At 65.5% G+C, this 18,417-nt stretch carries 22 protein-coding genes, 1 tRNA gene and 1 pseudogene; 17 read left to right on the plus strand and 7 right to left on the minus strand.

The features are described from left to right. Positions 1 to 23 precede the first annotated feature (23 nt). From moaA to CA236_RS16530, 3 genes are all read left to right on the plus strand, one after another. Complete coding sequence (gene moaA / locus CA236_RS16520) at positions 24 to 1,031, plus strand: GTP 3',8-cyclase MoaA (RefSeq protein WP_125946438.1); 1,008 nt, start codon at positions 24 to 26, stop codon at positions 1,029 to 1,031. Beyond that, positions 1,028 to 1,807, plus strand: coding sequence for an NAD kinase (locus CA236_RS16525; RefSeq protein ID WP_046408834.1), 780 nt, complete (start codon positions 1,028 to 1,030; stop codon positions 1,805 to 1,807). The genes moaA and CA236_RS16525 overlap by 4 nt, the downstream gene beginning before the upstream one ends. Before the next feature lie 67 nt (positions 1,808 to 1,874). Continuing rightward, positions 1,875 to 1,949, plus strand: a tRNA-Asn gene (locus CA236_RS16530). Between the two features lie 176 nt (positions 1,950 to 2,125). Here CA236_RS16530 and CA236_RS16535 read toward each other — a convergent pair. From CA236_RS16535 to pspF, 4 genes are all read right to left on the minus strand, one after another. Beyond that, positions 2,126 to 3,505, minus strand: a complete 1,380-nt coding sequence (locus CA236_RS16535) for a serine hydrolase (protein ID WP_125946439.1) — start codon at positions 3,503 to 3,505, stop codon at positions 2,126 to 2,128. Continuing rightward, on the minus strand, positions 3,486 to 5,054 hold the full coding sequence (locus CA236_RS16540; protein WP_125946440.1) for an alginate export family protein: 1,569 nt from the start codon (positions 5,052 to 5,054) through the stop codon (positions 3,486 to 3,488). Before CA236_RS16540 ends, CA236_RS16535 begins: the two co-directional genes overlap by 20 nt. A 271-nt stretch (positions 5,055 to 5,325) precedes the next feature. Continuing rightward, entirely contained in the window at positions 5,326 to 5,934 is a 609-nt protein-coding gene (locus tag CA236_RS16545) for a superoxide dismutase (RefSeq protein ID WP_125946441.1), read from the minus strand. 117 nt (positions 5,935 to 6,051) lie between these two features. Beyond that, a complete protein-coding gene (pspF, locus tag CA236_RS16550) occupies positions 6,052 to 7,173 on the minus strand; it encodes a phage shock protein operon transcriptional activator (protein ID WP_241212724.1) in 1,122 nt (373 codons plus the stop codon). A 226-nt stretch (positions 7,174 to 7,399) separates the two neighbouring features. Between pspF and CA236_RS18850 the strand changes: the two genes are divergently transcribed. From CA236_RS18850 to CA236_RS16590, 9 genes are all read left to right on the plus strand, one after another. Further along, positions 7,400 to 7,540, plus strand: coding sequence for a hypothetical protein (locus CA236_RS18850; protein ID WP_164518968.1), 141 nt, complete (start codon positions 7,400 to 7,402; stop codon positions 7,538 to 7,540). An 80-nt stretch (positions 7,541 to 7,620) separates the two neighbouring features. Next, on the plus strand, positions 7,621 to 8,289 hold the full coding sequence (pspA, locus tag CA236_RS16555; RefSeq protein WP_046408830.1) for a phage shock protein PspA: 669 nt from the start codon (positions 7,621 to 7,623) through the stop codon (positions 8,287 to 8,289). A gap of 2 nt (positions 8,290 to 8,291) precedes the next feature. Continuing rightward, complete coding sequence (gene pspB, locus CA236_RS16560; protein WP_046408829.1) at positions 8,292 to 8,579, plus strand: envelope stress response membrane protein PspB; 288 nt, start codon at positions 8,292 to 8,294, stop codon at positions 8,577 to 8,579. Beyond that, complete coding sequence (pspC, locus tag CA236_RS16565) at positions 8,579 to 8,962, plus strand: envelope stress response membrane protein PspC (protein ID WP_125946442.1); 384 nt, start codon at positions 8,579 to 8,581, stop codon at positions 8,960 to 8,962. The genes pspB and pspC overlap by 1 nt, the downstream gene beginning before the upstream one ends. Before the next feature lie 29 nt (positions 8,963 to 8,991). Continuing rightward, the gene (locus CA236_RS16570; RefSeq protein ID WP_046408827.1) at positions 8,992 to 9,321 is read left to right on the plus strand and encodes a hypothetical protein; all 330 of its coding nucleotides are present in this window, start codon (positions 8,992 to 8,994) and stop codon (positions 9,319 to 9,321) included. 11 nt (positions 9,322 to 9,332) lie between these two features. Continuing rightward, complete coding sequence (locus CA236_RS16575) at positions 9,333 to 9,623, plus strand: hypothetical protein (RefSeq protein WP_046408825.1); 291 nt, start codon at positions 9,333 to 9,335, stop codon at positions 9,621 to 9,623. A 55-nt stretch (positions 9,624 to 9,678) separates the two neighbouring features. Next, complete coding sequence (locus tag CA236_RS16580; RefSeq protein WP_125946443.1) at positions 9,679 to 9,903, plus strand: hypothetical protein; 225 nt, start codon at positions 9,679 to 9,681, stop codon at positions 9,901 to 9,903. 20 nt (positions 9,904 to 9,923) lie between these two features. Next, on the plus strand, positions 9,924 to 10,160 hold the full coding sequence (locus CA236_RS16585) for a hypothetical protein (protein ID WP_046408823.1): 237 nt from the start codon (positions 9,924 to 9,926) through the stop codon (positions 10,158 to 10,160). A gap of 74 nt (positions 10,161 to 10,234) precedes the next feature. Next, the gene (locus tag CA236_RS16590) at positions 10,235 to 10,651 is read left to right on the plus strand and encodes a SufE family protein (protein WP_125946444.1); all 417 of its coding nucleotides are present in this window, start codon (positions 10,235 to 10,237) and stop codon (positions 10,649 to 10,651) included. Between the two features lie 52 nt (positions 10,652 to 10,703). Here the strand turns inward: CA236_RS16590 and CA236_RS16595 are convergent, their stop codons facing one another. Next, positions 10,704 to 11,780 (minus strand): alkene reductase, encoded by a 1,077-nt coding sequence (locus CA236_RS16595; RefSeq protein WP_125946445.1) that lies wholly within the window; start codon positions 11,778 to 11,780, stop codon positions 10,704 to 10,706. 63 nt (positions 11,781 to 11,843) lie between these two features. Here CA236_RS16595 and CA236_RS16600 point away from each other — a divergent pair, with 63 nt between their 5' ends. The 5 genes from CA236_RS16600 to ssb all read left to right on the plus strand — a co-directional run bounded on the left by CA236_RS16600 (position 11,844) and on the right by ssb (position 16,265). After that, positions 11,844 to 12,770 carry a DMT family transporter gene (locus tag CA236_RS16600; protein WP_125946446.1) on the plus strand — a complete coding sequence of 309 codons (927 nt, stop codon included), beginning with the start codon at positions 11,844 to 11,846 and terminating at the stop codon, positions 12,768 to 12,770. A 59-nt stretch (positions 12,771 to 12,829) separates the two neighbouring features. After that, positions 12,830 to 13,489, plus strand: a complete 660-nt coding sequence (locus tag CA236_RS16605) for a COQ9 family protein (RefSeq protein WP_046408819.1) — start codon at positions 12,830 to 12,832, stop codon at positions 13,487 to 13,489. Positions 13,490 to 13,589: 100 nt separating this feature from the next. Beyond that, positions 13,590 to 13,844 (plus strand): FeoA family protein, encoded by a 255-nt coding sequence (locus CA236_RS16610; RefSeq protein WP_046408818.1) that lies wholly within the window; start codon positions 13,590 to 13,592, stop codon positions 13,842 to 13,844. A gap of 1 nt (position 13,845) precedes the next feature. Further along, positions 13,846 to 15,711: a ferrous iron transporter B gene (locus CA236_RS16615; RefSeq protein WP_206430610.1), complete on the plus strand. Its 1,866-nt coding sequence runs from the start codon at positions 13,846 to 13,848 to the stop codon at positions 15,709 to 15,711. A gap of 8 nt (positions 15,712 to 15,719) precedes the next feature. After that, complete coding sequence (ssb, locus tag CA236_RS16620; RefSeq protein ID WP_125946447.1) at positions 15,720 to 16,265, plus strand: single-stranded DNA-binding protein; 546 nt, start codon at positions 15,720 to 15,722, stop codon at positions 16,263 to 16,265. A 621-nt stretch (positions 16,266 to 16,886) separates the two neighbouring features. On the opposite strand, the gene CA236_RS16625 is transcribed toward ssb, so the two are convergent. After that, complete coding sequence (locus CA236_RS16625) at positions 16,887 to 18,122, minus strand: SLC13 family permease (RefSeq protein ID WP_125946448.1); 1,236 nt, start codon at positions 18,120 to 18,122, stop codon at positions 16,887 to 16,889. A gap of 77 nt (positions 18,123 to 18,199) precedes the next feature. Further along, positions 18,200 to 18,417, minus strand: a pseudogene (locus tag CA236_RS16630) (ammonium transporter); the annotation flags it as partial.

The raw sequence follows: 18,417 nt of genomic DNA on the forward strand, positions 1-18,417 counted from the left end.
CAACAGTCCTTAGCTGTTCCGATATGGGAGAAATGCCGGCCGCCACCGCGTTGATCGACGGCTTTGGCCGGTCGATCCGCTACCTGCGCATTTCGGTCACGGATCGCTGCGATCTGCGATGCCGCTACTGCATGGCGGAAAAGATGACCTTCCTCCCGCGCAACCGACTGCTCGCGCTGGAGGAGATTGCGATCATCGCCGAACGCTTCATGGCCTTTGGCGTGCGCAAGATCCGTTTGTCCGGCGGGGAGCCGCTGGTGCGCCGGGATGTGGTGGAACTGGCGCATCGGCTCGGCGGCCATGTCGACCGCGGCCTCGACGAACTCACCATGACGACCAACGCGACGCGGCTGGCTGAACATGCCGAGGCGCTGGTCGCCGCCGGGATGCGCCGCGTCAACGTCAGCCTCGACAGCCGCGATCCGGCGCTGTTCCGGCATATCACGCGCCACGGAGACGTCGCGCAGGTGCTCGACGGGATCGCCGCCGGTCACCGCGCCGGGCTCGCGATCAAGATCAACATGGTCGCGCTGAAGGGGCTGAACGAGGATGAGATCGCCCCCATGCTCGAATGGTGCATGGCGCAGGGCCATGATCTGACGCTCATCGAAACCATGCCGCTCGGCGCGATTGATGAGGACCGCACCGACCGGTTCCTGCCGCTGACGGCCGTGTTCGATCGCCTGTCTAGCCGCTTCGCGCTGACCCGCGACACCAATGGCACCGGCGGGCCTGCCCGCTACTGGCGTGTCGACGGCACGGCGACCCGGCTGGGGCTGATCTCCCCGCTCACCGCCAATTTCTGTGACGGGTGCAACCGCGTGCGGTTGACGACGGAGGGCCGACTCTATTCATGCCTGGGGCATGAGGATCAGGTGGATCTCAAACATGCCTTGCGCACCGGGGGCGTCGCCGCGCTCGACGATGCCATCCGGCTCGGCATCGCAGGCAAGCCCGCGCGGCACGATTTCCGCATCGAACGCGGGGCAGCGCCCGCCGTGGCGCGGCATATGAGCGTGACCGGCGGATGACGCTTTACCCCCGGCGGGCTTTGCTCGCCTCGCCGACCGCGTCAGCCCAGGCGGCGCGGGCCGCGCTCGCCGACGCGTGGGACTGGTGCCACATCGACGAAGCCGATCTGGTGATCGCGCTCGGCGGCGACGGCTTCATGCTGCAGGTACTCCACTCGCTGCTCGACGCGCGCCGCTCCAGCGTGCCGGTGTTCGGCATGAACCTCGGCACCGTCGGCTTCCTGATGAACGAATGGCGCCAGCACGATCTGGAGGAACGCCTCGCAAGCGCCCGCGCGGTGAAGGTGACGCCGCTCTTGATGACCGCGACCGGGGCGGACGGCCGCATCCACACCGTTCCCGCGATCAACGAAGTGTCGCTGCTGCGCGAAACCCGCCAGACGGCGAAGCTTGAGGTGTCGGTCAACGACCGCGTCGTGCTGGAGGAACTGGCCTGTGACGGCATCCTCGTCGCGACGCCGGCCGGCTCGACCGCCTACAACCTCTCCGCGCACGGTCCGATCCTGCCGCTCGGCTCCGCGCTGATCGCGCTCACCCCGATCAGCGCCTTTCGCCCGCGGCGCTGGCGCGGCGCGATCCTGCCTGACAAGACCCGAATCAAGTTGCGCGTGCTCGACCAGAACAAGCGCCCCGTCTCCGCCGTGGCCGACCAGCGCGAGATCCGCGAGGTTAGCGAGGTCGACATTGCGATCGATCGCGCACGCGAATTGACGCTGTTGTTCGACCCCGGCCACGCGCTGGATGACCGGATTACGATGGAACAGTTCATCGTCTGAGAAAAATCCGGCAATCGGGGGGTTGCAAGCCGCCAGAATCCGGCTAAAGACGCGCCTCCCGCAGCGTTCCCTGATAGCTCAGCGGTAGAGCTCTCGACTGTTAATCGAGCGGCCGTAGGTTCGAATCCTACTCAGGGAGCCAGCGGGGCCGATCGCCCCGCATCATGCGCCAGCGATCCTTCCCACCATCATGTTGCTGCAACGGTCGCCGCCTTGTCCGGGCACGAACGTCGCAATTGGCGGGCCGCGAGCGTCGCACGTTCGATCATGCACCCGGCACCCGCCGCCAGCCTTGCTCACCCTGCCGTGAAGCTGCGCTCACTGGGTCTTCAGATAATTGGCCACCGCCCGGAACGCCGGCATCGACACCGGATCATTATAGGCGTTGCTTGCCCACGGCATCGAGGCGAAGCGCGCGATCACCATTTGCGCTTCGAAGTCGACGTAGATCGCCTGCCCATGCACGCCGCGCGCGGCTACGACCTTGCCGTCCCAGGGATAGATCCACCACAATCCGGTGTAGCTGCCGCCTTTCAGCGCCGGATAGGCATCGCCGAACTTCCTCGGGTCTCCGCCCCGGCGCAACGCCTGCACCGCAGCGGCCGGGAACAGGCGATTGCCGTTGATCACCCCCTCGTTCATGACCAGCAGCCCCAGCCGCGCGATATCGCGCAGCCCTGCGCTGAGGCCGCCGCCGGCAAAGGGCACGCCATTGCCGTCCACCGTCATATAGGCGCTCTGCTCTGCCCCCATGGGCCGCCACAGCCGCTCGGATGCCAGGTCCGCGACCGAGCGGTTGCTCGCCCGCGTGACGATCCACCCCACCATGTCTGCATTGGGCGTCTTGTAGTGGAACGCCTCGCCGTTGCGCCCCTCCGGCTTGATCTGCGCCAGATATTCCCAATAGCCGTTGGGGCCCTTGTAATCCGCCGGCTTGGGCAGCGGGCTGGCAGCTTCGGCATATTTCCACACGCCCGCGTTCGGATCGGTGTAATCCTCCGAATAATCGAGGCCCGTGGTCATGTTCATGACGTCGCGGACCGTGGCGGTACCGAACGCGCTGTTCTTCACTTCCGGCACATATTTGGTCACCGGTGCATTCGGATCGATCTTCCCTTCCGCGACCAGGATTTCGGCGAGCAGCCCGGTCAGCGACTTCGTCATCGACATCGCCGCATGGACGCCATCGACGGTCAGGCACCCGTTATATTGCTCGTAGATCACTTGCCCCCGATGCATGATCAGCATGCCATCGGTGTAATTGGCCGCCAGCGATTGCTCCCACGTCATCGGCGTGTTCGAATTGAGCGGGGTGAAGGTCAGCGCATTGATCTCGCTGGTGCGCCGCCGCACCGTCGGCGCTTCGGCATAGGCCAGCGGAACCGGGTCGCCGATCCCGCGGCTGATGCGCACCGTCGGCAGGAACTGGCGCAGGTGGCACACTGACCAGCGCAGCTTCGGGAAGCTGAAATAGTCGGACTGCGGCTGCCGGATGATCTTGTCCGGCGGCGGCGGGAACCCCTGCATCCATCCCATCACTCGCGGGTCGGACGCCTGCGCCGACAGGGGCGGCGGCTGCGTGCTGCTGCTGCTGGCCTTGGTTCCCTCCTGCGCGCCCGCGCTGGAGATCGCCACCGCGGCGAGCGATGCCGAGCATACCGCCGCAAGCGCGGCGGCCTTAGTAATTGACCACGACATTGACGAACGCTCCTGACCAGATGGGGGGGCTTTTGTCGGGAAAGGCCGCCTTGATCCCGGCGCCGGGGAAGGACGCGCTCACACCCGCGGTGAGGAACACGTTCTGTGAAAAGACGTGGTTGTACTCGAGGAAGATATCGTCCGAGAGGTGCGGCTTGGTCACCCCGGCGATCAGGTTGAACCCGCTGGGCGTCGACACCAGCCGGGTTGCCTGGCCAAACTGGATCGGGCTCGCGAGCTTGTCCACGTTGATATAGGCATAGCGCAGCGTCAGCGCGTCCTTCTTGGACGGCTGCACCGCCAGCGCCAGTTCCAGCGCCCTCAGGTTGGAATTGATGAACACCATCGACGATTTGGAGCCAGTGGCCCAAGCACCCGGCGATCCCTCGTAATAGAGCGGGTCGAACCGCTCCAGCTTGGGCGTGGTGGGATCGTCGCCGGAGAATATCTTGAACGTATAGCTGAGCGTCGGCGTCCACGGCAGGTCGGCGAAATTATGGCCGATCTGCGCCCGCGCGGCCCAGGCGGACATGTTGATCCGGTTGTTCCATTCATAGGCCAGGTCGCCAGTGACGAACCAGTTGCGCACCGCCCCGCTGTGCCCGGTGGCGTTGAAATACAGGTTGATCGCATTCAGCTGGTCGCGCCCGTCGGGGATGATCGTCGGCTCCCCGAGCCCGCCCGCAGCAGCGCGGATGTAGGGGGAGCTGGATCGCAGGACGTTGACGTAGGTGAAGCCGACGAAGTCGCCCTCGGGCGTATCATAGCGCACGTCACTGCCCGCCAGCTGGTTGTTGCCATCGTTGGAGGGAAGCTCATTGGGTTCGATGAAATAGCCGGTGATCGTCTGCCGGCCGTTCTTGACCCGCGCGATCGCCGCCTGCTTCCACGCCTTGCGCGGCCCGAATTTCAGCGCGCCGCGATCGAACCCGCTGGTGCCGCCGTTCGCGATCAGCATGCCGCTGCCCAGCTGCAATTCGCGCGGCCCCAGCGACACGTCGAAGGTGGTCGGCTGGTTCGTCGTGCGAAAGCCGAGATATGCCTCTTCCAGCGTCACCGCGCCCTTGTTGCGCGCATCGAACGCGTCCGTGCCCCAGGTGCGCGACGCGACGCCGGACAGCTTGCCGTAGAAGACGTTGCCGTCGGCAAAGGTCTTGTCGAACCCGATGCCCGGTTTGACGTACCCTTCCAGCCACGTCTGGTCGGAATTGAACTTCGCGTCCGGCGCGTAAACCGACGCAAAGTCCCAGAACAGGTTCGTCTCGCTGACCAGGTTCAGCCCGCCCTGGAAATACCAGCGCAGCTTCCACCCGTCCTTGTCGTAGAGCGACGTGACATCATGCGCGGGCGCGTCCCTGCTGGGCAGCTGGTCGGATTGCAGCGCCGAGGGGCCGCCTTCCGGAAGGCTCGACTGCCCCGCGCGGCGAATCTCATCTTCCGCCTGCGCGTCGGCGGGTCGCTCGGCGCGGACAGCGCAATCGGGACGACCACGGCAATCCTCCACCAGCTCGACGATGACGATCTGCGGCGCGCCCACGTCGGCGATCATCGCGCGCCCGTCCCCTCCGCCCGCGGGCGGTCCGTCGGCAGCGAAGCGGAAATATGATCGAGAGCAGCCGGCGCCGGAAGCGATGAACTGATCCGATACGGTGAATACCCGGCCCACATGACGGAAAAGGATATGCCTATGCCCGATGCCGGACATTGGATGTTCTACGTAAATCGGCGTGCTCGCCGCCGTGCCCACAAACAAGAAAAGCGGGCGGACCCGGTCAGGTCCACCCGCTTCCCTGCCCGATCAATGATCGGATCGCTGCTGGTCAGGCGGCGTCGAAACGACGGCCGACTTCTTCCCAGTTCACCACGTCCCACCACGCCTTCAGATAGCCGGGGCGATCGTTCTTGTAGGTGAGGTAATAAGCGTGTTCCCACACGTCATTGCCCAGGATCGGCGTGCCCTTGTCCTTGGCATCATCCATCAGCGGATTGTCCTGGTTCGGCGTCGACACAACCTTCAGCGCGCCCGACGAATCCTTGATGACCCACGCCCAGCCCGAGCCGAACTGGCCTGCGCCCTTGCCGTTGAAGTCTTCCTTCAGCTTGTCGAGGCCGCCATAGGCGTCGATCGCATCCTTCAGCGCGCCGGTCGGCTGGCCGCTCTTGGACGGGCTGGTCATGATCTTCCAGAAGAAGTCGTGGTTCCAATAGCCACCGCCATTGTTGCGCACGAGCGGCGGCAACGACGAGATCATGCCGAGGATTTCCTCGATCGACTTGCCTTCCAGCTTCGGATCGGCGGCGACGCCCTCGTTCAGCTTGGCGGTATAGGCTGCGTGATGCTTGTCGTGGTGGTAGGTCATCGTCTCCTTGGAGATGACCGGCTCCAGCGCGTCATAGTCGTACGGCAGCGGCGGCAGTTCGAATGCCATGAAATTCCTCCTTCTGGGGTTCGCGCTATCGAACGCGACGCCACCCAAATGGCTCCCGCATGCTCGTTACGCAACCGCTCCGATTCAACGATCGCGCATCGCCGCTTGCAGTGGGCCTCAGCCGCCCGCCCCGATCAGGTCGTGGCGGCGCAACGCATGGCGCAGCTGGTCATAGGTCAGCCCCAGCGAATCAGCCGTCGCGCGCTGGTTGAACCGGTTCTCGGCCAACGCGCGCGACAGCAATTCGCGCTCGAACAAGGCGACGCGGCTCTTGAAGTCCGATGGGCCGACGTCACACGCCGCCACCTCGTCCCCCTCGGTCATCGCGCCGGGCTGCTTCGTCGGCTGCGACGCCATGGGCGGGGTCGGCATGGCGGGCATCGACGGTGCGGACCGGGCGCCGCCATCGCCGCCTCCGGCCCCGGGCCGATAGGGCGACTGGAACGGATCGAACTCGATCGTCTCGATCGGCCCCTCGTGCATCCAGCGATAGACGGCGCGCTCCACCACGTTGCGCAATTCGCGCACATTGCCGGGCCAGCGATACTCGCGCAGCGCCTCCTGCGCCGCCGGGGCGAAGCCGGGCCAGCGCTCCCATCCCATTTCCGCCGCCATGCGCCGCCCGAAATGGTCCGCCAGCACGATGATGTCGCTCTTGCGCGCACGCAGCGGCGGCAGCGTCACCACCTCGAAGGACAGACGGTCGAGCAGGTCAGCGCGAAACTCGTTGCGCTCCACCTTGTCGGGCAGATGTTCGTTGGTCGCCGCGACGATGCGCACGTCGACGCGGATCGGGCGCGACGCGCCGATGCGGGTCACCTCGCCATATTCCACCGCGCGCAGCAGCCGCTCCTGCGCACCCATCGACAAGGTGCCGAGTTCGTCGAGAAACAAGGTACCGCCATCCGCCTCCTCGAACCGCCCGACTCGCGCCTTGGTCGCGCCGGTGAACGCGCCCGCCTCATGGCCGAACAATTCCGCCTCGATCAGCGTTTCGGGCAGCGCGGCGCAGTTCATGATGACCAGCGGCTGGTCCCACCGCCCGCTCAGGCGATGGAGCCGCTCGGCGACCAGCTCCTTGCCGGTGCCGCGCTCGCCGATGACCAGAACCGGACGGTCAAGCGCCGCCGCACGGCTGGCGCGCTCCAGCGCGTCGAGGAACGCGCCCGACTGACCGATCACTTGAGTCGCCCGTTCGACCATGTCGCTCCACCCTGCCCCGCCCAAGCCTTGGCGCATTTTCCCAATGCTTGGCAATATGTGTTTGAGCGCAGCAAATCACGCGGCCGGCGGCATCCGGCTGGCGCTCACCAGATCTATATCGCTGTTTTTGCGCGCGTTTCGGTCGTTGCGGAAAAAAGTTGAAGCTCAGCGAACCTGGCCCAAGTCAAATTGGCACGCCCCCTGCAAAGCACTCGGCATACCCGCAACGTCGGGTCTGACAGATCAGGTAGGGAGATACACCATGACCAACTTCGCTTCGCTCGGCCGCACCCTCGCCGCCATCGCCTGCACCATCGTCTTCAGCACCACCATGGTGGTCGGCGCGGTCGGCCCGGCACAGGCGGGCTCGGCCGCTACCCCCCTCGTTCGCGTGATCGCGTGAACGGCGCCGCCGGGGCGGGTCTTTCCCTCGCTTCGCCCCGGCGGCAAGCCTATAAAAGGGCATCACCAGGAGTTTCGTTGATGGGCATCTTTTCCCGTACCCGCGACATCGTCGCCGCCAATATGGCGGAACTGCTCGAGAAGGCAGAAGACCCGGCCAAGATGATCCGCATGATCATCCTGGAGATGGAGGAGACGCTGGTCGAGGTGCGTGCGTCGGCGGCACGGACGATCGCCGATATCAAGGAGATGCGCCGCCACATGGCCAAGCTTTCCGATATCGAGTCGAACTGGACCGAAAAGGCGGAGCTTGCGCTGTCGAAGGATCGCGAGGACCTTGCCAAGGCGGCGCTGATTGAGCGCCAGAAGGCGTCCGACATGATCGAGCAGCTTCGCGCCGAGGTTGCCGTCCTCGACGACACGCTCCGCTCCTCCGAGGAAGACATCGCCAAGCTGCAGAACAAGCTGCGCGAGGCGCGGACCCGGCAGAACAACATCGCCACCCGGCTGGAAAGCGCCAACAACCGCTCCCGCCTGCGCGAAATGTGGAACGGCCCGCGCACGCACGATGCCTTCAGCCGGTTCGAGATGCTCGAACGCAAGGTCGATGAGGCGGAGGGCCGCGCCGATGCGATGGGCCTGGGCGCGCTGCCCAAGAGCCTCGACGAGGAAATCGCCGAGCTCAAGGCCTCGGACAAGATCGACGCCGAACTCGCCGCGCTCAAGGCGCGCCTGAAGAAGGACAATTGATGATGGAAGAGGTGCTCGTACCGGTTTTCGTCGTGGGCATGCTCTTCATCGGGCTGCCCTGGCTGATCATGCACTATGTCACCAAGTGGAAGCAGTCGCCCGGCGGCATGACCACCGAGGATGAGGCGCTGCTCGACGAACTCCACTCGCTGGCGAAGCGGCTCGAGGATCGGGTGAATACGGTGGAGCGCATCGTCGCTGCCGACAATCCCGATTTCCGCCCCGGCATCGCCGACTACCGCTCTGAACCCGACTACCGGCTCGAAGACCGGAACCTGCGGAGGAACTGATGGCCGACAACAGCCGCACCAAATTTTACCTCAACCGGCAGGAACGCAAGTGGAAGGGCGTGTGCGCCGGGATCGCCGACTATACCGGAATCGAGGTTCTGTGGGTCCGCATCGGGCTGATCCTGCTCACCCTCGCCGGGGGCTTCCCCTGGACGCTGATCGCCTATCTGCTGATCGGTTGGATGGCGAGCGACCGGCCTGCGAACCTCTACGGATCGCCGGAGGATGCGAAATTCTGGCAGGGCGTGCGCTCGAACCCGAAGCGCACCACGGCAGAGGTCCGCTCCAAGTTCCGCGAGCTGGACCGTCGCCTCGCCGACATCGAGACGCACTACACCAGCCGCAACACCCAGCTCGCCGAAGAGATCGAGCACCTGCGCTGATTGCCGCGCCAATATGAAAGGGAGAGGCCATGACCGCCGCCGAAAAGATCCAGCTCTTCTCCGCCCTTGCCCCCGTGATCGCCACGGTCGGTGTCGCCGCCATGCTCGGCTGGGTCGCGACGACCTGGATGCGCATCCGCAACGGCTATCCGCTCGACGGCCAATGGGGTCAGGCGCTCTATCCCAAGCGCGACGATGAAACGATCGAGCGGGTGAAGCTGCTGACGCAGGAAAACGGCCAGCTTCGCGCCGAACTCGGCTCGATGAAGGATCGCCTGCAGAACGTCGAACGGATCGTCACCGACAGCGGCCACCTGCTCAGCCAGGAGATCGAGCAGCTGCGCGACCGCGCCAACTGAGGATCGGGACCATGGAAAAGTACAGCTTTGTTCTACTGTTCTTCATGATCGTGGTGGGGCTGCCGGTGATCCTCGGCGTGGGCGGGGACTCCTTCCGCCGCTGGCTTCGGCACAAGGAGAAAATGGCCGAGGCGCTCAATGCCCAGACCGCGGAGAAGGCGGCGCAATATGCCGCCCATACCGAACGGCTGGAACAGCGGGTGCGCGTGCTGGAACGGATCGTCACCGACCGCGGCGTGGTCCTGGCCGACGAGATCGAGCAGCTGCGCGAGACGCCGCCGCGCATCGAACGGCCCAACTGAACAAGAACATATCCCCTCTTCAAGGAGTTGATCGATGCCATGGTCTGTCGCCTTCATGGTCATCGCGATCGTGTTGATCACGGCCGTTACCCGGATGCAGCGCGAGAAGTACCGCGGGCTGCGAGACGCCGATGATCATGCGTTACCCGCCGACGCGATCGCCAGCCGCGAGGAAATCCTTCAGCTCAAGGAGCGGATCGCGGTCCTGGAGCGCGTCATCACCGACAATCACGGCAGCGCCGATCTGAGCCGTCAGATCGAAGAGCTGCGCGACCGCTGAGTTCGAGGAGGAGCAACGTCATGCCTGACCCCGGCTTCTATATGATCATGGCAACCGCTGCGCTCGCCGGCCTTGCCATGCTGGTTTCGGCCGGCCTCGCCGGCTGGCGCGGCTGGCTGCGGCTGAAGGAGCAGCAATTGCGCCAGGAGGCCGATGCCCGCGCGCCCCATGCGGCGACCAGCGCCCGCATCGAGATCGCCGACCTGCGCGAACGCATCCGCAAGCTGGAGGCGATCGCCGCCGGGGTGGACCTTTGATCCACCCCCTCTGCCCGGCGCGGGCGTGACCCGCCCGGTTGCCGCTGTTCCGGCAAGCCGCTAGTCCCCGCGCGATGTCAGACGCCGCGCCCGAACTTGCCGATCTTCGCGATGAATATGAATTCCTCGATGCCGACGATCGCTATCGCCTGCTGATCGATCTCGGCCGCGCGCTCGAGCCGATGCCCGATGCGCTGAAGACCGATGCGACCTTGGTGCGCGGCTGCTCCGCCGCGGTGTGGGTCTATCCCACCCGCAACGACAACGGCACGCTGCACTTCCTCGCCGACAGCAACGCCGCGATCACCAAGGGGATCATCGCGCTGGTGCTGAAGACCGTGCAGGACGCGACACCGCAGGCGATCGCCGCCACTGATATCGAGGGCGCGCTGGCCCCGTTCGATCTGCGCAACCAGCTCAGCTCCAACCGGACGCAGGGCATTCCCAACATGATCGCGCTGATCCGCGAAACCGCCGCGCGCTACCTCTAGGATCATCGACGGTTCGCCGCCCTCCGCGCGTCGCGAAGGGCGGCGCGCCGGTTCAGGCCGCCTCGGCCTTGTAGGCCGGATAATCGATATAGCCCTCGGGGCCCTTCGAATACCACGTCTTGGGGTTGTCCTGCGCCAGCGGCAGGCCCTCGCGCAGCCGGTCAACCAGATCAGGGTTACCGATGAACGCGCGGCCGAAGGCGATCGCATCGGCCAGCCCCGAATCCAGATCGGCCTGCGCCTTCTCCAGCGTGTAATCCTGGTTCAGCACCAGCGGGCGAGTGAACACCTTGCGGATCTGCGGGCTCAGCTTGGGCACGCTCGACGCGCCAAAGGTGCCGTCGGGCGATTGCTCGCGCAGCTCAAGGAACGCGATGCCCAGCTCGTCGAGCACCTTGGCCGCCGGGATGAAGACCGCTTCGGGGTTGCTGTCGTCGGCACCCTGCGTCTCGCCATTGGGCGACAGCCGGATCGACGTCCGCTCCGCGCCCGCGGCCGCGATCACCGCCTGCACCGCTTCCTTCATGAACCGGATGCGGTTTTCCGGCGAGCCGCCGTAATCATCATCGCGAAGGTTGGTGTTGTCGCGCAGGAACTGGTCGATCAGATAGCCATTGGCGCCGTGCAGCTGAACGCCGTCGAACCCGGCCTTCAGCGCGTTGCGCGCGGCCTGGGCATATTGCTCAATCGCTTCCTTGATCTCGTCCAGCGTGGCGGCACGCGCTTCGCCATAAGGGTTCTTTTCCGGGATCGGATAGGGCGCACGGGTGGCGGACGCCGACAGCGGCTGCAGCTTGTTCACGTCGGGACGCGCCAGCCGGCCCTGGTGCCACAATTGCGCGACGATCTTGCCGCCCTCCTTGTGCACCGCCTCGATGATCGGCTTCCACGCCTCGACCTGCGCGTCGTTCCAGATGCCCGGCGCATTGGGCCAGCCCAGGCCCTGCGGGCTGATTCCGGTCGCTTCGGAGATGATCACCCCGGCGCCGGCGCGCTGGCGATAATATTCGATCATCATCTCGGTCGGCACGTGGTTGGCGTCGGCGCGGGTGCGCGTCAGCGGCGCCATCAGCACGCGATTGGCGGCGCGGATCGCCCCAAGTTCGATCGGGTCAAACAAGCTCGGCATTCAATCTCCCTTCCGTTTCATTTTGCCACGGGACTCCCCCGATCTAGGGGGTTAGGGGGCAGCATGCACGAGGGTCCGACCACAAGAAAAGCTGTATCGCGCGAAAGCGGCAACGCGGTCGCATTTGCCGCACTGATGGTGGGCAACGTGGCGCTCGCCTTCGGTCCGTGGTTCGTCCGGCTGACTGATGTCGGCCCGGTGGCCGCGGCCTTCTGGCGAATCAGCCTGGCGACTCCGGTGCTCCTCGTGCTGGCGGCGGCCACTGGCGGCCGGCTGCTTTCCAGCGTCCGTGGGCTCGGCTGGATATTGATCGGCTCGGGCGTGTTGTTCGCCGGCGATCTCGCGGCCTGGCACCTCGGAATCCATCATACGAAGCTTGCGAACGCGACCCTGTTCGGCAACGCGGCGACCTTTGTGTTTCCGCTCTACGGCTTCCTCGTCGCCCGTGCCTGGCCCACGCGGACACAGGGGCTGGCGCTGGCCCTCGCCGCGATCGGCGCCGCCTTGCTAATGGGCCGCTCCTATCAGCTTGCGCCGCAGAACTTCATCGGTGACCTCCTCTGCCTGCTCGCCGGCCTTCTCTACGCCGGCTATTTCATCCTCATGTCGCGCGCGCGGCAGACCATGGCCCCCCTCCCCGCGCTGGGCTTCTCCTCGGCGGCAGCGATCCTGCCGCTGCTCGTGTCGGCGTTGGTGCTGGGCGAAAAGATCATGCCGGCGAACTGGACCCCGCTGATCTCGCTCGCGTTGCTCAGCCAGGTGCTTGGTCAGGGCTTGATGATCTATGCGCTCGGCCGGCTCAGCCCGCTGGTCATCGGCCTCGCACTGCTCACCCAGCCGACCGTCGCGGCCCTGGTCGGCTGGCTTTATTATGGCGAGACGCTGGGCGTCGCTGACTTCGTCGGCGCCGCACTCGTGGCGATCGCACTGGTGCTGGTGCGCATCGCGCCACCCCGCCCCCTGCCCCTGCCTCCGGTGTCCGGCGCCTGAGCGCATGCGTCGCACAAGAGAATGGTACCCCGCGGCCGATTGCGGCGTATAAGCATTGCATGACTGATCCCGCAGACCTCACCCTCGACGAGATCCGCCTGCGTCTCGCGCCTGCCATCGCGGAAAATGCGGCCTTTGACGGCTGGTCGGACACCGCGCGTGATTATGCCGCGGATGGCGAGAACATCGATCGCGATGTCGCCGCGCTCGCCTTTGAGGGCGGCCCGGTGGCGATGATCGACGCCTGGTTCGAAACGATCGATCTGGACATGCTCGCCGCTTTGCCGCCGGAAACGCTCGCCGCGATGAAGATCCGCCAGCGCATCACCGCGCTGGTCGAGGCGCGCCTTGCCGCCACCGCTCCCCATCGGGAGGCGCTGCGCCGCGCGCTCGCGATCCTCGCCATGCCGCAGAACCTCGCCACCGCCACCCGCCTCGGCTGGCGCAGCGTCGACGCCATGTGGCGCGCCGCCGGCGACAAGGCGACCGACTATAATCATTATACCAAGCGCGGGATGCTGCTGGCGGTCTACGGCGCCACCATCACCGTCTTCCTCGATGACGACAGCGAGGATTATGCCGAGACACGCGCCTTCCTCGGCCGCCGGATCGACGGCATCATGCGCTTCGAAAAGGCGAAGGCCGGCATCGTCCGCCGCGCCCGCCACCGGCCCAGCCTCAGCCGCTTCGTCGGCCGCCTGCGCTACCCGGTGGTCTGACTCGCCAGCCCGGCCCTGCGCCTGTTCGCGGGCGCATCCGGGTTCGACCGCAGCCGCTATCGGAATTGATAATCGTTCGCATCTCCGATACAGCGGCGCCGTGCTTGCTTCCTCTCCCCTCCCGCTCGAATCGCTCCCTGTTCGCCGTCCGGCAACGGTAACCGCCATTGCCTGGGACCGGCTCGCCACGCCCGAGGCGCGCCGCCTGCGCGAATTCGGCTTTGAGGAGGGCGTCCATGTCGAGGTGATGCACCGCGCGACATTGTTCCGCGGCCCCGTCGCCTGCCGCATCGGCCGCATGACCGTGGCCCTGCGGCGCAACGTCGCCGCCGCCATCACGGTGACGGCCGACTGACATGAGCAATCTTCCGCTGATCGCGCTCGTCGGCAATCCCAATGCCGGCAAATCCGCCCTGTTCAACGCGCTGACCGGCGCCCGGCAGAAAGTCGGCAACTACCCCGGCGTCACCGTGGAGCGGCACTCCGGCCGCTTGGCACTCGACGACGGCCGCCCGATCGAGCTCGTCGACCTCCCCGGCACCTACAGCCTCGATCCTTCCTCGCCTGACGAACAGGTCACCCGCGACGTATTGTTCGGCAAGCAGGCGGGGGAGCGTCGCCCCGACGCGCTGATCGTCGTGGTCGATGCCGCCAATCTCGATCTTCACCTGCGCTTTGCGTTGCAACTGATCGCGCTCGGCCTGCCGGTGGTGATCGCGCTCAACATGGTCGACCTGGCCGAGCGTGATGGCCTCACCCTTTCCGCAGAGGCGCTGGCGACGGAGCTGGGCGTACCCGTCATCCCGACGGTGGCGGTGCGCAAGCGCGGCCTCGACACGCTGCGCGCCGCGCTCACCCAGATGGTGGACGGCGGCGCTTCCGCCGACCGTCCCGCCGCGCCGCGCGATCTCACCGCCGATCAACCGATCGCAACCTTCCAGCGCCGCGCACGCGAACTCTCCCGCCTCGCCACGGTCAGCGAGACGCCCACCCGCCGCTGGAACCATGCGCTCGATTCGATCGCGCTCCACCCGGTGTTCGGCCCGATCCTGCTGCTCGCGCTCATGTTCGTCATGTTCCAAGCGGTGTTCAGCTGGTCGGAGGCGCCGATCGGCTGGATCGAGGATGGCATGGTGTGGCTCGACGGCGTGGTCCGCGCCGGCGTGCCGGAAGGGTTGTTCCAGTCGCTGCTCACCGACGGCCTCATCGCCGGCGTGGGCGCCGTGGTCGTCTTCCTGCCGCAGATCCTGATCCTGTTCGCCTTCATCCTCGTGCTGGAGGCATCGGGCTACATGGTCCGCGCAGCCTTCCTGATGGATCGGCTGATGGCCGGCGTCGGCCTGTCGGGGCGCGCGTTCATCCCCCTGCTCTCCAGCTTCGCGTGTGCCGTCCCCGGCATCATGGCGACCCGAACGATCAGCGATGAAAAAGACCGACTGACCACCATCCTCATCGCGCCCCTGATGACCTGTTCGGCGCGCCTGCCGGTGTACACGATCATCATCGGCGCCTTCATCCCCAACTCTCAGGTGCTGCCTGGCGTCGGCCTGCAGGGGCTGGTCCTCCTCGGCCTCTATATCGCGGGCATCCTCGGGGCGTTCGTCGCCGCGCTGGTGCTTCGCCGCACGGTGACGAGCGGCGAGTCCTCCGGCTTCATGATGGAGATGCCGAAATATCAGGTGCCGCGCCTCAGTGACATCGCGATCGGCCTGTGGAGCCGCGCGATGCTCTTCCTGAAGCGCGCCGGCACGATCATCGCCGCCACCACCGTTATCCTGTGGCTGCTGCTCAGCTTCCCCAAGGCGCCCGACGGGCAGAGCCAGGTCGATTATTCGGTCGCCGGCCGCATCGCCTCGGGGATCGAGGTCGTGGTCAAGCCGATCGGCTTCAATCACGAAATCGCGCTGGCGCTCATCCCCGCGATGGCCGCGCGCGAAGTGGCGGTGGCCGCGATCGGCACCGTCTATGCCGTCGATGATCCGGAGGATGCGGAAGGGGCGCGGACGATCGTCGAAAATCTCCAGCGCCGCTGGTCGCTGCCGACCGCGCTCGCCTTCCTGATGTGGTTCGTCTTCGCGCCGCAATGCGTCTCCACCATCGCGATCACCCGACGCGAGACAAATGGGTGGAAGTGGCCGCTGTTCATGGTTGGCTATCTGTTCGCCGCCGCTTACATCATGGCCGGAATCACATACTGGCTCGCGGTCGCCGCGGGTCTCTGAGGAACTTCATGGCAGGCAGCGTCAACAAGGTCATTCTCGTCGGCAACCTCGGTCGCGATCCCGAATCGCGCTCGTTCCAGAACGGCGGCAAGGTGGTGAATCTGCGCATCGCGACCAGCGAAAGCTGGAAGGATCGCAATACCGGTGAGCGCAAGGAAAAGACCGAGTGGCATTCGGTCGCGATCTTCAACGAAGGTCTTGCCAACGTCGCCGAACGCTTCCTGCGCAAGGGGTCGAAGGTGTACATCGAGGGCCAGTTGCAGACCCGCAAGTGGCAGGACCAGCAGGGCCAGGACCGCTACTCGACCGAAATCGTGCTGCAGGGCTTCAACAGCGTCCTGACCATGCTCGACGGACCCGGCGGCAATGCGGGCGGCGGCGGCGGTGGCTCGCGTGATGACTTCGGCGGCGGCGATGATTTCGGTGGTGGCGGCTTCGGCGGCGGTCGCGGCGGCGGCGGCGGTGGTGGCCGCGGCGGCGCCAGCAGCGGCGGCGGCTTCGGCCAGTCGCGCGGCGGCTTCGCCGACGACCTGGACGACGACGTTCCTTTCTGACTTGGAGGATAGCGCGTGTCTGTAATTGTCGCGTCAGCGCACAAGCAAAATCGCGCAGTTCTTCGATTATGGCCTGTCACTAATTTGGTAGCCGGGCCAAGCATTTTTCGGGGTGACAGTTCTGTAACTGTCCCCCCGTTTTCCGTATTGGTCAGAATCGTTGATAGACGGGATCCTGCTCCTCTCGAAGAGGTCGCCGTCGCACCAGAACGCTAAGCTGAAGATAACCTATTTTTGGCGCCTGCTTCCGCAACGCTGATTTTGTGGACCCTAGGCCGCAAGCCGGGTATGACGCGGAACACCGGCGGTGCGAACGGCGCCCCAGCCAAGTCCAAGTCCAAGTCCAAGCGCAAGTCGGCCACTTCCGACGCTTGATTTTCGATTGGTCGGGCCCTTCTCAGCCCGACCGCCTTGCTGGGATACGATCCGAAGTCGGGCCGACCTATATCGCAACGAGGGTACTTGTCCGCGCCCCCTAAAGCCGCAGAAAATGCTGGGCTGCAGAGCAGCACGACTGCGGCAGCGACCACGCCCGGCGGGGCCCCGAAGCAGAACGACATGCGGGATCATCAATGGCCATCCTTTCACGACCCGTTGAAGCCCAGCCATAGGTCTGCGGGCTCAGATCAGCAGCCACACGACCGCGATGATCATCGTGGCTGCGGTGACGAGGACGCCCGCCTTGGAGAATTCGGCACCGGAGATCTTCACCCCGCGATCCTTCGCCTGTTCGACCATGATGATCCCCGCAAGGCTGCCAAATACAACCAGGTTGCTGGAAAAGTGCGTGCCGAGCGACAGCGCCGCACCCAGATAATTCGCGTCGCCTCCGACATGAAGATAGGGCACGAGCATCATGACGGCGGGGTTGTTTCCCACCAGATCGCTGACGACGCTGCTGATGAGGAAGAGTGCAGTCGGGTTATTGAGGTTGATGCCCTCGGCCGCGAGGTACGTCACGAACTGCTGCGGCAAACCGGTTGCGGACAGGCCAGCATTGACGACGAACAGCCCCATAATGAGGAGGATGAGTTCGCCATCTACTTCGTGCAGCAGTGACTTGGACGAGACGCGCCTGCTGAGCAGCAGAACTCCCGCCGCGGTAAGAGCGACGGTTTCGCGGGGCCAGTCGCTGAAGACGAATGCCACCACAACTACGAATGCGGTGATGGCCGCCTTCAGCGTTTCCCCCACAGAGAAAGGAGGAGGCTCCGTCGCCCCCGCGGCGCCGTTCCCATCAGTGGAGGGCATGGCCAGCTTCCACCGGTCACGGTAGAGGTAGGTGATGACGAGCCAGATCACTGGCAATGACAGCAGCGCCGGAACGGCGGTGATCTCCGACACGCCCGCGAAGGACAGGTTCAGCTTCTGCGCGGCAATTATGTTCTGCGGGCTACCGATGATGGTGCCGGACGCTCCGGTATTTGCGGCAAAGCAGAAGCCCAGCAGGAACGGCACCGGGTTCAGCCCCCGCGCCAAGGTGATCGACAGGAGCAGCGGGCACATCGACACCGCGACAACATCATTGGTCAGAAAGGCCGCCATGACCCCGCCGACAACGATAAGGATAGCCAGCAGTGCGCGCTCCGACACGTTGGAGCTTGCGGCCTTTCTCGCCAGCCAGCCGTAAAAGCCGGACACCACAAAGGCGGCGGAGACCACCATCAGACCGAACAGCATTCCCATCGTGGAATAATCGATGGCGTTCCACGCCTGCTGCGGCGTGATGCTGCCGATCGTCAACATCGCCATGCCGCCGATCACCGCGGCACCGGTGCGCCCCACCCTGAAGAACGGCAGCGAGCCCAGCCCCATGGCAAGGTAGACGAGGAAGAAGATGAAGAGCGTCAGTTCCATGGCAGAAGCGGTTCACCTCCGACGGAGAAATAGAGGCCCGGGGGCCAGTGGCGCCCGGCCGCCAGTGGAGCGTCGCGTCAGTCCGGCTTTCGGGCCCTCATACCCCAAAGGCTGTAGGCGCTCTGTCCGTAATACTGCTCGTCCAGCCCCTCGCGCTGCACCTCGACGGGCACGCGCAGCTTGCTCAGCTTGTCGAGCAGGAACAGGATGATGGTGGTGATGATGACGGCGTAGATGACGACGATCGCCACCGCGATCGCCTGGACCGACAACTGCCGGCCCCCTGCCGCCACGG

The sequence above is a fragment of the Sphingomonas sp. ABOLG genome (genome assembly GCF_003950435.1).
In the GTDB taxonomy this organism is placed as follows: domain Bacteria; phylum Pseudomonadota; class Alphaproteobacteria; order Sphingomonadales; family Sphingomonadaceae; genus Sphingomonas; species Sphingomonas panaciterrae.